General features: G+C 62.3%; 9 protein-coding genes. 7 read left to right on the plus strand and 2 right to left on the minus strand.

Annotated features, from left to right (window positions below; translation table 11 throughout):
• The first annotated feature begins 33 nt into the window (after window positions 1-33).
• The 5 genes from A6U98_RS13900 to A6U98_RS13920 all read left to right on the plus strand — a co-directional run bounded on the left by A6U98_RS13900 (window position 34) and on the right by A6U98_RS13920 (window position 7,736).
• Entirely contained in the window at window positions 34-1,098 is a 1,065-nt protein-coding gene (locus tag A6U98_RS13900) for an ABC transporter ATP-binding protein (protein WP_003562506.1), read from the plus strand.
• A gap of 84 nt (window positions 1,099-1,182) precedes the next feature.
• The gene (locus A6U98_RS13905) at window positions 1,183-2,724 is read left to right on the plus strand and encodes a hydantoinase/oxoprolinase family protein (RefSeq protein ID WP_064650643.1); all 1,542 of its coding nucleotides are present in this window, start codon (window positions 1,183-1,185) and stop codon (window positions 2,722-2,724) included.
• 7 nt (window positions 2,725-2,731) lie between these two features.
• Window positions 2,732-3,820 (plus strand): DUF917 domain-containing protein, encoded by a 1,089-nt coding sequence (locus A6U98_RS13910; protein ID WP_064650645.1) that lies wholly within the window; start codon window positions 2,732-2,734, stop codon window positions 3,818-3,820.
• A 4-nt stretch (window positions 3,821-3,824) separates the two neighbouring features.
• Complete coding sequence (locus A6U98_RS13915; RefSeq protein WP_064650647.1) at window positions 3,825-4,913, plus strand: DUF917 domain-containing protein; 1,089 nt, start codon at window positions 3,825-3,827, stop codon at window positions 4,911-4,913.
• Window positions 4,914-4,985: 72 nt separating this feature from the next.
• Entirely contained in the window at window positions 4,986-7,736 is a 2,751-nt protein-coding gene (locus A6U98_RS13920) for a LuxR C-terminal-related transcriptional regulator (RefSeq protein ID WP_064650649.1), read from the plus strand.
• A 144-nt stretch (window positions 7,737-7,880) separates the two neighbouring features.
• Here the strand turns inward: A6U98_RS13920 and A6U98_RS13925 are convergent, their stop codons facing one another.
• On the minus strand, window positions 7,881-9,110 hold the full coding sequence (locus A6U98_RS13925; protein WP_064650651.1) for an NAD(P)/FAD-dependent oxidoreductase: 1,230 nt from the start codon (window positions 9,108-9,110) through the stop codon (window positions 7,881-7,883).
• A gap of 100 nt (window positions 9,111-9,210) precedes the next feature.
• Between A6U98_RS13925 and A6U98_RS13930 the strand changes: the two genes are divergently transcribed.
• Window positions 9,211-10,752: a cation:proton antiporter gene (locus tag A6U98_RS13930; protein WP_064650653.1), complete on the plus strand. Its 1,542-nt coding sequence runs from the start codon at window positions 9,211-9,213 to the stop codon at window positions 10,750-10,752.
• Window positions 10,753-10,842: 90 nt separating this feature from the next.
• On the opposite strand, the gene A6U98_RS13935 is transcribed toward A6U98_RS13930, so the two are convergent.
• Entirely contained in the window at window positions 10,843-11,901 is a 1,059-nt protein-coding gene (locus tag A6U98_RS13935; RefSeq protein ID WP_064650655.1) for a LacI family DNA-binding transcriptional regulator, read from the minus strand.
• Between the two features lie 245 nt (window positions 11,902-12,146).
• Here A6U98_RS13935 and A6U98_RS13940 point away from each other — a divergent pair, with 245 nt between their 5' ends.
• A complete protein-coding gene (locus A6U98_RS13940; protein WP_003550853.1) occupies window positions 12,147-13,130 on the plus strand; it encodes an autoinducer 2 ABC transporter substrate-binding protein in 984 nt (327 codons plus the stop codon).
• Window positions 13,131-13,149: the final 19 nt, after the last annotated feature.

Genomic DNA, 13,149 nt, shown 5'->3' on the forward strand with positions numbered 1-13,149 from the left:
TATTCATCTTCATAACAGGAGAGACTTCGCCGCATGTCCGATATTCATCTGAAAAAGCTCGCCAAATCCTATGGCGACAGCGTCGCGGTCGCCGGCATCGACCTGCATATCGCCGAAGGAGAGTTCTTTTCCCTTCTCGGTCCATCAGGATGCGGAAAATCGACGACGCTCCGGATGATCGCCGGCTTCGTGCCGCCGAGCGGCGGCGAGATTCTCATCGGCCGCGACGACGTGACGAGATTGCCGCCGGAGAAGCGCGACATCGGCATCGTGTTCCAGAACTACGCGATCTTCCCCCACATGAACGTCGCCGACAACATCGCCTTCGGCCTGAAGCTCCGGAAATTGCCGAAGGAGGAGATCCGCAAGCGCGTCACCGCCGCGCTGCGCCAGGTCGGGCTTTCGGGATATGAGGAGCGTTTCCAGCGCCAGCTGTCGGGCGGCGAGCAGCAGCGTGTCGCCCTTGCCCGCGTGCTGGTGACGGAGCCCCGCATCCTCCTTCTCGACGAGCCGCTCTCGGCGCTCGACAAAAGCCTCAGGGAGGAAATGAAATACTGGATCAAGGATCTGCAAAAGAAGCTCGGCATCACCACCGTCTATGTGACCCACGACCAGGACGAGGCCTTGACGATGTCCGACCGCATCGGCGTCATGCAGAAGGCGCACATCGTCCAGGTCGGGACGCCCGAGGAAATCTACGAGCGACCGAAGACGCTGTTCGTCACCACGTTCATCGGCCATTCGAACGTGATCGATGTCACCGTCGGCGCCAATGACGGGCAAGGCATGACGGTGCTACTGGAGGGAAGCGTGTTGCCGACGCGCGGTCCCGAGGGACTTGCCGCCGGACAGGCGGCAAAGCTGGTGGTTCGCCCCGAGAACGTCATCATCGGTCCGGACAGCTCATCCGGCGTCAGCCTTCCCGCAACCGTTCTCAGCGAAACCTACCAGGGTGCGCTGGTGCGCTACCGGCTGGCAGTCGGCTCGCAGGAGATCGTCGCCGAGCGCCAGAACCAGTCTCGCACCGAACGATTTTCCCCCGGCGCCGCCGTCACGGTCGGCTGGGATCCCGACCGATCCGAGGCGCTCGTCGCCTGAAGCAACACGGAAACAAAGATCATTGCCAGCACCGGAGCCATCCTCTCCGGCGCCACGGCCAAGCATATTCTCACGGAGGTCATGATGCGTATTGGAATAGATGTGGGCGGCACGAATACCGATGCTGCCCTGATGGACGGCCCGCTGGTGCTCGGCGCGTGCAAGAGCCCGACGACTAGCGATGTCGGTTCCGGCATTGTCGCCGTGCTGAAGCAGGTGCTGTCGATGACCGGCGTCTCGGTGTCGGAAATCCAGGCGGTGATGATCGGCACGACGCATTTCACCAATGCCGTCGTTGAGCGCAAGCGGCTGCTTGAAGTCGCCGCTATCAGGCTCGGCCTGCCGGCGACCAAGGCGCTGCCGCCGATGACCGACTGGCCGAAGGATTTGGCCGACACGCTCGGCCGCCACACCTTCATGGTGCGTGGCGGCAATGAATTCGACGGCCGCAAGATCGCGCCGCTCGATGAGCCTGAGATCCTGCGCATCGCCGGTGAAATCCGCAATCGCGGCCTCAAGGCAGCCTCGATCACCTCCGTGTTTTCGCCTGTCACACCCGACATGGAACTGCGGGCGGCCGAGATTCTCGGCAACGAGATCCCCGGCCTGTCGATATCGCTCAGCCACGAAGTCGGCCGGGTCGGTTTCCTCGAACGCGAAAACGCCTCGGTGATGAATGCGTCGCTCGCCGACCTGTCGCGCAAGGTCGTCAACTCCTTCCGTAACGCTCTGAAGGAACTGGCGATCAACGCACCCTTTTATATCAGCCAGAACGACGGGACACTGATGGTGCCGGACTATGTCGAGCGCTATCCGGTGCTGACATTCGCTTCCGGCCCGACCAATTCCATGCGCGGCGCGGCGATGCTTGCCGGCGAGAAGGAGGCCATGGTCGTCGATATCGGCGGGACCACGTCGGATGTCGGCATGCTGATGCAGGGCTTCCCGCGCGAATCCGCCGTCGCCGTCGATATCGGCGGGGTCAGAACCAATTTCCGCATGCCCGACGTGCTTGCCATCGGTCTCGGCGGCGGCTCGATCGTGCGCGACGATGGTGCCCGGATCGGACCGGATTCGGTCGGTTACGAAATCACCTCCCGCGCCCTGATCTTCGGCGGCGACACCCTGACCACGACAGACATCATCGTCGCAGCCGGCCTCGAGGATATCGGCGACCGTTCACGTGTCGCCCACATCCCGGCAAAGACGATCGAGAGGGCGCTCGATACCATCCACCGCATGGCCGACGAGGCCGTCGACCGGATGAAGACGAGCGCCGAGCCCCTGCCCGTCATACTGGTCGGCGGTGGTTCGATCCTGATCTCGCGTGACCTGCCCTCCGCGTCGCGCGTCATCCGCCCCGAAAATGCCTCCGTTGCCAATGCGATCGGCGCGGCGATCGCGCAGGTCGGCGGCGAGGTCGACCGCATCTTCTCGCTCGAAGGTACCTCCCGCGACATCGTGCTCGGCGGCGCCAAGAAGGAGGCCGAGGAGCGTGCCGTCAAGGCGGGCGCGGAGGCCGGAACGGTCAAGATCATGGATATCGAGGAAGTGCCGCTCGCCTATCTGCCCGGCAGTGCGACGCGCATCCGCGTCAAAGCCATCGGCGATCTCGTGATCGGATGAGGACCCTATGAAACTCAACAGTCAACAACTCTGCGACCTCGCCGTCGGCGCGGCATTTCTCGGGACCGGCGGCGGCGGTGATCCCTATGTTGGCCGGCTGATGGTGCAGCAATGCCTCGATGAGGGGCTCGAGGTGAACATCATCGACCCGAGCGAACTGGCCGACGACATGCTGGTCATTCCAACTGCCATGATGGGCGCGCCGACCGTGCTGGTCGAGAAAATCCCGAGTGGCGAAGAGGCGATGTTTTCGCTGCAGCGGCTCGAACGCCATCTCGGCCGCAAGGCGCAGGCGACCATGCCGATCGAGATCGGCGGCATCAACTCGACGATCCCGCTCGTCGTCGGCGCCCGCCTCGGCCTGCCGATCGTCGATGGTGATGGCATGGGCCGCGCCTTTCCCTTTCTCGAAATGGAAACCTTCGGCGTCTATGGCGTGTCCGGCAGCCCGATGGCCGTCAGCGACGAATATGGCGATTGTGCCATCATCGAAGCGGTCGATAACCGTCAGATGGAATGGCTTTCACGCGCTGTCGCCATCCGCATGGGCGGCTGCGCCTATATCGCGGAATATGCAATGTCGGGCGCCGACGTCAAACGCACCGCCATTCCGAACACGCTGAGCCTCGCCATCCGCATCGGCGAAGTCCTGCGCAACGCCAAAAGCTCGCACGAGAATCCGATCGAGGCGCTGCTCGGCTTTCTGCCTTCGACGCTCTATCGCTATGGGCGCATCATCTTCGGCGGGAAGATCATCGATGTCATGCGCGAGACCAAGGCCGGATTTTCGATCGGCCGCGTTACGATCGGCGGGCTGCCGCCCTTCGGCTCGACGATGGAGATCGAGATCCAGAACGAGAACCTGATCGCCCGCGTCGACGGCAAGGTGAAGGCGATCGTGCCCGATCTCATCTGCATCATGAACACGGAAACGGCAGAACCCATCACCAGCGAAAACCTTCGCTACGGACAGCGCGTCACCGTGCTGGCGGTTTCCGTTCCCGAAATCATGCGGACACCGGAAGCGCTCGATGTCTTTGGCCCTGCCTGCTTCGGGCTGAAGGAACCCTTCATTTCCATCGAACAGATCGGCTGAACACATGGCAACCATCACCAACGAGGATATCGACGATCTGGCGGTCGGCGCAGCCCTTCTCGGCACCGGCGGCGGCGGCGATCCCTATATCGGCAAACTCATGGCAAAGGCGGCGATCGAACGTCACGGCCCGGTCGATCTTCTGGCGCTCGACGACCTGCCTGACGGCATTGAGGTCGCCGCCTGCGGCGCGATGGGGGCGCCGACGATCCTGATCGAGAAGATGCCGAGCGGCGAAGAGATCGGGCTTGCGCTCAGAGCTTACGAGAAACGCGTCGGCAAGGCGATGGGGGCGATTATCCCCTTCGAGGCCGGCGGCATCAACTCGATGGTGCCGATCATGCTGGCGGCGGAATGCCGGCTGCCAGTTATCGACGCGGACGGCATGGGCCGCGCCTTTCCCCAACTCGAAATGGAGACCTTCAACGTCTACGGCGTGCCCGCCGCACCTGTGACCGTCGCCGACGAGCAGGGCAACGTCGTGATCATCGAGACCGAAAGTGCGGCCAAGGCCGAATGGCTCGCTCGCGGCGTAACGATCCGCATGGGTGGCCAGTCCTATATCGTCAATTACGGTATGGATGGCCGCACGACCCGTCGCGTATCCGTTCCCGGAACGATGTCGCTTGCCATCGGCATCGGGCGTACCATCCGGCTGGCGCTTGCCGCGCATCGCGATCCGCTCGCCGATCTGATCGAATTCTTCTCCGGAACGCATTACGAGACCGCGCGCCTTCTGGCCTCGGGAAAGGTGGTCGACGTCTCGCGGCGCGAGCAGAACGGCTGGTCGGTCGGCGTCGTGACGATCGAACCTTTCGACACAAGCCGCAGGCCGGTGCGCATCCAGATCCAGAACGAGAATCTGGTGGCCGAGGAAGATGGCAGGGTGCTGGCGATCGTGCCGGATCTCATCTGCATCCTCGAAGCCGATACTGCCGAACCGATAACCACCGAACGCCTGCGTTATGGTCAGCGGGTCAACGTGCTTGGCGTCAAGGTGCCGCCGATCATGCGCACACCAGAGGCATTGGACGTCTTCGGCCCCGCCGCCTTCGGCCTGACGCAGAATTACGCACCGCTCGAGGCGGGTTAGATCTAGGCTGGCACGGGATATGCTTCTTGAAGCTCGCAAGTCAGGATGGTCGAATGAGCGAGGCGTTTTTGGATGCATCACAGTCGTTCCGAAGGCAAAACTGCAACCCGCCCCGGCGGGCGTGAACCGAAGACGCTAGCTTCCCGTTTTCGCCCGCCGCGCATGCTGTTCACGGCCATCGACCGTCCCTTTCCCCTTTCGAAGATCCGTGACGGTCTGGCGCGCCAAATCGTCGTCGTCCATGCACCGTCTGGCTTCGGCAAGACTGCGCTGCTCAAGGCAGGATATGAGGCAGTCACGTCCGGCTCCGATTATTTTCAGTCGCTGTTCGATGGCGGCGTCGGTCATTGCGGCTGGATCACGTTGGACCCCTCGCATTGCCGGCCTGCCGAACTGCTGGCCGATCTTTTCCTGGCGCTCGGCATCCACACCCCACGGCCTCCCGCTTCTTTGGGGGAACTGTTCGACATCGTCGCCGACCGGGAAAGCGGCGCAATCCTGTTTATCGACGAGCTCGATATTGCTTCCTCACCTGACGTGCAGGCTTTCCTCGACGGATTTTTCTTAGGTGCCCCCGACAATCTGAGGATCGTCTGCGCGTCGCAGCAGAAGCTGCAGCTGCCGCTCGCCCGGCTCAGGGTGCGCGGGCTCGTAACAGAGATCAACGCCGTCGACCTCGCCTTCAGCCGCAACGAGATCCGCAGCCTGTTTCCACGCAACATCAACACTGGCGATGTCGCAAATTTCGTACGCGCCACCCGCGGATGGCCGGCCTTGACGCAGATCGCGCTCGGCGTGATGGAGTGCGGCGGTATAGACCAGCGCAACAGGCTGCTGGCAGGAGAGCATCCCGACCTTTTCCGCCATATCGACGAAGCCATCCTGCGTCCGCTGTCGCCGGCGCTTCGCCGAGCGCTGCGCGTCACCTCGATCCTGGAGGAATTCCCGTTGGAGCTGGCAAGCCATCTCTCCGGCACCGATCTGCAGGCAGATGACCTTCGGCTGCTCGAGGATATGAGCCCGCTGATCGAAAAGAGCCAGACCGGTGCGGCCTGGTATAGGCTTAATCCGATCGTGCGGAAGTGCCTGACGACCGAGCTTGCCGGTGATCCCCAGACCGACGAGGCAACGTTGCACTCCATTGCGGCGATCTGGTTTGCCGAGCGCGGATTCCTGGAAAGGGCCGTTTCGCATGCGGCGCGCGCCGGCAACTTTTCGCTCGCAGCACAGACGATCCGGCAGGCCGGCGGCGTCAATCTCTTCATCCGCGCCGGCCACACAGTGCTCGAACATCTGATCGACGACCTGCCCGCCGGCGTCATCCACGAATCTCCGAGCCTGTCATTGTGCTACGTGCTCGTCCTCGCGAAGAAGGGGCACATCAAGGCGGCTCGCGAGCGGATGGAAGCGATCAAGCAGGGTCGGGCCTTGCATGGCGACGAGTTCCTGACGATCGAGGCATCGACGCTCGATCACATCGACGGGCTGGTCGATATCTATGAAGATCTTCATCTCGACGATGCGCAGATTCTGCATCTCGAACGAATGGCGTCAGGTTTCTCGCCGCAATCGACCTGGGAGCTCGGCTGGATCTACAACCATCTGTGCATCGCCTATACCAGGCGCGGCAATCTCGACCTTGCCCGGCTGAGTGCCTTGAAGGCATTGGCCTATTATCGCGAGGAAAAGACGGCCTATGCCCAGATCTTCATGCTCATCCATCTGGGGCTGGTCAATACGCTCGCCGGCAACTTCTCGGCGGCGCTGACTTTCTGCCGGGAGGCGCAGGACCTGATCCAAAGCGCGCAGTGGACCGACGTCAATCTCGAAGCGATCTGCCGCGTGGCGACGGCAGATGTTCTCTATCTCCAGGGTGAGATCGCTCTGGTCGAGAAGAGCCTTGGCGAGGTGGTCAATGCCGTGGCTCAGGGCGAAGGTTGGGTCGATATCTATTCCCGGATGTTTTCGCTGCTGGCCCGCAGCCGGCTGCGGTTGAGCGGTCTCGATACGGCAGTGGCAGCGATCGACAAGGCGGAAGAGGTCGCCGTCGAACGCGCCCTTCCGCGCCTGAAGATTGCGGCCGACATCATGCGCGTCGATATCTTCTCGAAGACCGGCCTGATTGAATCGGCGGTGCTTCTAGCCGAGCGGCTGGCTTCGTCGTTGCGCGATCCCGAACTCGGGCACTTCTGGACATGGCGCGAGGAAAGCGATTTCCTTGTCGCGCAAGCGCGCCTTCTCAAAGCCCAGGGACGACCGGGCGAAGGGCTCGCCAATCTGGAGATCGTGATGGCGCGAAGCCGCGCGAACGGCAGCGGTTATCACCTGCTGGCGGCGGAAATACTGGCAACGGTTGCCGCCTGGAACGACGGCCGGCATGCCCAGGCGCTCGAATATTTCCAGTTTGCGATCGCGCGTGCTCGCTCGCACGAGGTAACCCAGATTTTCGAGGACGAGGGGCTCGAATTCTCCACGGTCGTGCGGGCGATCGTGCGTCGTTTCGGCCTGAAGGTCTTCAGTGCCGATGCCGTCGACTTCATCGGTCGCATAATTGGCCAGGGTGAAAGAAGCGTCTTCGGCAAACCGGCCGATAACGGCCGCCGGATCAAGGGTCCTCTTGCCGGCGGCAAAAGTCTTCTCAGTCAACGCGAGCAACAGGTCCTGCTCTGCCTACACGAAGGCAAGAGCAACAAGGAAATCGCCCGCGCGCTCGGGCTTTCCGAGCCGACGGTGAAATTCCACCTCAAGAACGTGTTTTCCAAACTTGGGGTCAGTCGGCGGGCAATGGCCCTGGCAGTTTCGGCTAAACTGAACCTTAGATAGCACGACGAAATGCCGACACTGTCAGCATAACGATCTATAGTTCCACATAAACATCCGAACCGGGCAATCATGAAATTCTGCCAGCTGGTGATGGTCGGCCAGTGGTATCGGCGCGTTGAGGGTCACGAGATGCACCCTTCTATATCATGAGGGTGGTAGAACAGCTGCAGCCTGGTCGGCGGCCCGCAACCCGCTTTCCCATGCGCCATGCGCGGTCGAAAAGTCGGACTGGTGTGTCGCCTCGCCGGCGAAAAACAGCCGGTCGCCGACCGGTCGCGCCAGGACTGCGCGTGCCTCTGCATGGCCGGGCAGAGCATGGCTATAGGAGCCGCCTATCCAATCGGTGCGACACCAGGAAGAGGCTGCCAGGGGCCGCAAGTGGCGGCGAATGTTGCTGCCGAGCAGCGATGACAGCTGGTCGAGTGCGAAGGCGAATGCGTCCACCAAACCCGCGCGTTCGATGACGACAGCGCCGTTTCCGCCAAAGAAGCCTTCGATGATTGGCCGGCCGAGCGGCCGGATATAATAGCTGCCGGTCTCGGCATTTTGCGGGTTGCCGAGCAGATGGGTTTCCGGCTCGAGACCATGATTGCCATGGAGTTCCAAAAACAGCTTGTCTGCGAGGCCAAGCGGCAGCTGACTTGCGGCATGGAGGTGATCGTCGGCCCCCGGATCGAAGACAATGGCTCCGTGGGCCAGAACGGTGGTCGATGCCGTGATGATTGCGGCACCTGATGTAACAGGACCGCGGTCGGTCTCCACTCGGATGCCGTTTGCGGTCATTGCCACGCGTCGAACGGGCGTCGAAAGGCGCAAGGCCACATTCGGAACGGCCGCGCTGATCAGACTTCCATAGCCTTCGTGCACCCGCCAATTGGCGTCGGTCGCCGCATTGTCGTAGGCAAGAAAGTCAGTGATCGACAATCGATCGAGCGGTGCGCCGTTCAGATATCCGCTTAAGGACTGGCAGTAGGCGTTCCATTTGCCGCCGGGCTCCAGCGCGTCTGACGCCCTGTCGCTCGCGGGGGGGCTGGCCCGCATCCGCTTCTTAAGTGCGTTCCAAGCCGCCGCCGCCGCCGCGCGCTCATCCTGTGTGAAGCCGAGATCGCGCCACTGGCCTTGCCACGCCGTCGGCCCGCGCTCGATATTGAACCCGGCCGCACGGCCAATGGCGACGAGAGGATTGCGCTCGGCAGAATGCAGCCAGCCGCAACCCATATCCAGCGGCATTCCGGCCAGCTCGATTGTCCAGGCTCGTCCGCCCACGCGATCGCTGGCCTCCAGGATGACGACCGAGCGGCCGGCATCGGCCAGCCCTTTTGCTGCTGCAATACCGGCCGCGCCAGCGCCGACAATCGCAACCTCGTAGTCCATCGTCGCCCTCCGCCGCTGCGTCAGCAGCTTGATACGACACAAGCTTTACATCGGGGCTGCACCCGCTTCAATGTGCCCGAAAGCCTGCTAGTATGCTGAAATGACTTTCTTCGAAACACTTGTCGCATTGCTGGCGGTTGCCATCCTGTTGCTGCAGGTGACGCGTCGCACGCGCCTGCCCTACCCTGGCATTCTGGCTGCCGCCGGCGTCGCCGTGGCGATGCTGCCCGGCGCGCCCGCGATCCCGATCGATCCACCGACAGCGCTCGCCTTGTTCATCGCCCCCGTTCTTGTCGACTCGGCCTATGATTTCCCGGTCGGGTCGGCGCGGCGCATGCTGCTGCCGCTGTTCTTCTATGCCGTCGTCGCCGTTCTCGTTACGACAGGCGTGGTCGTGTCGATCAGCATGCTGACTGTCGGGCTTCCGATTGCGGTCGCGGTCACGCTGGGCGCAATCGTTGCGCCGCCCGATGCCGCAGCCGCCACGGCAGTCCTTTCCAATTTGCCCGTTGCCCGCCGTGTGGATGCCCTGCTCAAGGGAGAAAGCCTGTTCAACGACGCGACCGCGCTGCTGCTTTTCGGCGCCGCGCTCACTGTCCAGGCGCGGGGTGGGCTGGATGCCGGGACGGCGCTTCAGGTAGGGTTTGCCGCACCCGGAGGAATCCTGTTCGGCATTGCCTTCGGCTTTGTCGTCTCACGGCTCCGACCGATAACCGAAAATACGGTCGGCGGGACCCTGTTTCAATTCGTCTACGCTTTTTCAACCTGGTTGATCGCCGAGCATCTTCACTTGTCGGCTGTCCTTGCCACCGTGGCGAGCGCAATGACCATCGCTACCCTTTCTTCGGTCGAGGATTCGCCACGGATGCGGGTGCATTCCTTCGCAGTCTGGACAACGGTCGTCTTCCTGTTGAACGTGGTGGCTTTCCTGCTGATGGGGCTGCAGGCTCGTCGCATCCTCGAGGCGATGTCGGTTGACGAGCTTCAGCGGGCGATGGGATTTGCCGCCATCGTGGTGGTCGGCGTCATCCTGGCGCGCATGGCGATGGCATTCCTGCTTCACGCCGTCGTCGCGTCTCGCCACCGAAACGGCCATGAACTGGCGCCTTTCACATCCGGGGAAACCTTGCTGGTCGGTTGGGCCGGTATGCGCGGCCTCGTTACGCTGGCGACGGCCTTCGCACTCCCCGCCGACTTTCCCGAGCGAGACCTGGTCGTGCTCACGGCCTTCACGGTGGTGCTCGCGACCCTGGTCATTCAAGGGGCGACCTTGGCACCGATGATCCATTTCCTGAAACTCGGTCGGCAGGCAGAAGTCCGCGACGAACTCAAGGCGGCCCGAAGATCGCTCGCCGAAGCTGCCTTTCAGCGGCTTGAGAAGGAAGGTGGCACCGAGGCAGAGGCGATCCGGACGATCTGCAAGGATCATTGGACCGCATCAACCGATGCAAACGAGACCTCGCCGCTCGATCGCCGCCGGCACCTGACGATCGCCGCCGTTCTTGCCCAGCGCCAGCGCCTAGAGGAATTGCGCGACACAGATCAGATCGGCGCGACGCAATATCTCGAGCTGCAGGAGGATCTGGACTGGAAGCAGCTCTCCGTCGGCTCCGATGAAGATCGCCGCATCACAGAAAGCTAGATCCGATAAGGCAGTTGTCGATGCCAACGCGATCGGCATCAAAGAGTCTGTTGCTCCGTCAGCCCAGCATTTCCAACGAGGCGGGACGCATTACTCGATATCTTTCAGCGCATCGAGCGGGCCGGTCAGCGCCGTGCGCGGTGGCACGAGTGTCGGCCGCACCAGATGCGTGATTGGCGGGCGGCGGTCCGCATCGAGGATCGCAAACCCTTTGGTGATCATCGTTTCGCTGTCCTGCCGGATCATGAAGACGGGGAACGGGAGGAAGGAGCCGAAGGGATCGTAGTCGTAGCAGCCGACGATGATGTCGGCGAAGGTCTCATGCGGGTGCAGGGCGAGGAAGCGCATCAGGCCTTCGAGGTTGATCGAGGAATTGACGAAGAATGCGCGCGGCAGCTTTCCGTGGCCTTCATAGAAGGCTTCGAAGGCGCGGGCAGTCATGGCGGGGGAATAGCCGGTCGGCTGGATGCAGATGTCTGGATCCGCGCCCAGCACTGCGCGCTTTACGTCGCGGAAACCGCGAATTCGCTCATGGCTGGCATGGTCGTTGCGGCCGCCGAACAGATACAGATCGTCGGGTGAAAGCGGTCCATCCTCCTGCGCGCGCTCGATGATCGCCTGCGTCAGCATGCGCGCACCTTCATGATTGTCGCTGATGATCGACGGCGCCAGCGTGCCCGGCAGATCGATGTTGACGTGCTTAAGCCCTGCCTTTTCGCAAACCTTGTGCACGCCATCCGGATCGGTTGCGCCGGCGATGAAAAGCTCGTCGATCGAGTAGGAGATCAGCGTCTCGACGACCTTGCGCTCCTCCTCCGGATCGCGACAGGCGCTGACGACGAGAGGGCACTGGCCGCGGCTTCTGACCTGCGCCTCGAAAGACTGCGCCATGGAGGAGAAATAGCGGTTGTCGTGCACCGGCAGCAGAAGACCGACGAGACCGGAGCGGGACGAACGCAGGCCACGGGCCTGCAGGTTTGCCGTATAGCCATGCTCATTCGCCAGCTTCTGAATGAGCTGCGCCGTCGCCTCCTTGATACGCCGCTTCCGCCAGCTTCCGTTCAGCACGGCGCTCACGGTGGAAGGCGACGCACCCGATAGCATCGAAAGATCGTAGATCGTCGCCTTCTTCTTGCCGATGTCGGTCATATCTCGCCTTTCCTTTGTCGCTTCCCTTAGAAACAAACCCCTCTTGACGAAAGCCCTACCTTGATCGATAGTCATTGCACCATCGATTGTGCAAAAAAGAAAGATCGATTGTGCAAAGATGGTTCGCCGGAGGAGGCGGGATGGGAGGCAAGGGTATTCCCTCGCCAAGAAGCAACCAGGAACAACCTGCCGCAAACCGGCCGGTGGTCGTCGTTCGTATGAGCGACCTTTGAGGAGGAGTGAGGATGAGGAGCCTTATCGTAGCGGCATTTGCCGCATCGCTGTCGCTTGCCGGGGCGGTGGTCGCGTTTGCGCAGGACGCGCCGAAGGTCGGCGTTGTCGTCAAGATCGGCGGCATTCCCTGGTTCAATGCGATGGAAGCCGGCATCAAGGAACAGGGCAAGAAATTAGGCGTCGATGCCTTCATGATCGGCCCGACAAGCGCCGACCCGGCGCTGCAGGTGCGCGCCATCGAGGATCTGATTGCCCAGGGCGTCAAGGTCATCGGCGTGGTGCCGAACGATGCCAAGGTGCTCGAGCCCGTGCTCACCAAGGCGCAGGCCGCGGGCATCAAGGTCATCACGCATGAATCGCCCTCGCAAAAGGGCGCCGACTGGAATTTCGAACTTGCATCGGCGACCGGTTTTGGTGAGGCGCATGGCAAGCTGCTCGCCGAAAAGATGGGCGGCAAGGGCGAATATGCCGTCTTCGTCGGCTCGCTGACCGTTCCGCTGCACAATGCCTGGGCGGATGCCGCAATCGCTTATATCAAGGCGAATTACCCGGACATGAAACTCGTCGGCGAGCGCTATGGCGTCGCAGAAGATGTCGACAAGAGCCGCTCGACGGCGCTCGACCTCATCGCTGCCCATCCGGATCTGACGGGCTTCCTCGCCTTCGGCAGCCAGGGTCCGATCGGCGCTGGGCGCGCTATCGAGGAACGCCGCAAGACGGGCAAGATTTTCGTGCTCGGCCCGTTCTCGCCAGGCCAGGGCCAGAAGCTGATCAAGTCCGATGCGATATCGGGCGGCTTCATGTGGAACCCGAAGCAGGCCGGTGAAGTCTTTGTCACGCTCGCCGATCGCCTGATCAAGGGCGAAAGCGTCAAGGAAGGTGATGACATTCCGGGTCTCGGCGTGATCAAGCCTGTTGGTAACGACATCATCGTCGATCAGCTGCTGCCGATCAACAAGGATACGGTCGACGACCTGGCCGCAATGGGCCTCTGAAGAGGCCCCCTCCCCGGGT

The organism is Rhizobium sp. WYCCWR10014 (genome assembly GCF_001657485.1).
Lineage (GTDB): Bacteria > Pseudomonadota > Alphaproteobacteria > Rhizobiales > Rhizobiaceae > Rhizobium.

Excerpts from the sequence above, each read along its gene's own strand:
- A6U98_RS13900 (WP_003562506.1), top strand. The coding sequence starts at position 34 with ATGTCCGATATTCATCTGAAAAAGCTCGCCAAATCCTATGGCGACAGC.
- A6U98_RS13905 (WP_064650643.1), top strand. The coding sequence starts at position 1,183 with ATGCGTATTGGAATAGATGTGGGCGGCACGAATACCGATGCTGCCCTG.
- A6U98_RS13910 (WP_064650645.1), top strand. The coding sequence starts at position 2,732 with ATGAAACTCAACAGTCAACAACTCTGCGACCTCGCCGTCGGCGCGGCA.
- A6U98_RS13915 (WP_064650647.1), top strand. The coding sequence starts at position 3,825 with ATGGCAACCATCACCAACGAGGATATCGACGATCTGGCGGTCGGCGCA.
- A6U98_RS13920 (WP_064650649.1), top strand. The coding sequence starts at position 4,986 with ATGCATCACAGTCGTTCCGAAGGCAAAACTGCAACCCGCCCCGGCGGG.
- A6U98_RS13925 (WP_064650651.1), bottom strand. The coding sequence starts at position 9,110 with ATGGACTACGAGGTTGCGATTGTCGGCGCTGGCGCGGCCGGTATTGCA.
- A6U98_RS13930 (WP_064650653.1), top strand. The coding sequence starts at position 9,211 with ATGACTTTCTTCGAAACACTTGTCGCATTGCTGGCGGTTGCCATCCTG.
- A6U98_RS13935 (WP_064650655.1), bottom strand. The coding sequence starts at position 11,901 with ATGACCGACATCGGCAAGAAGAAGGCGACGATCTACGATCTTTCGATG.
- A6U98_RS13940 (WP_003550853.1), top strand. The coding sequence starts at position 12,147 with ATGAGGAGCCTTATCGTAGCGGCATTTGCCGCATCGCTGTCGCTTGCC.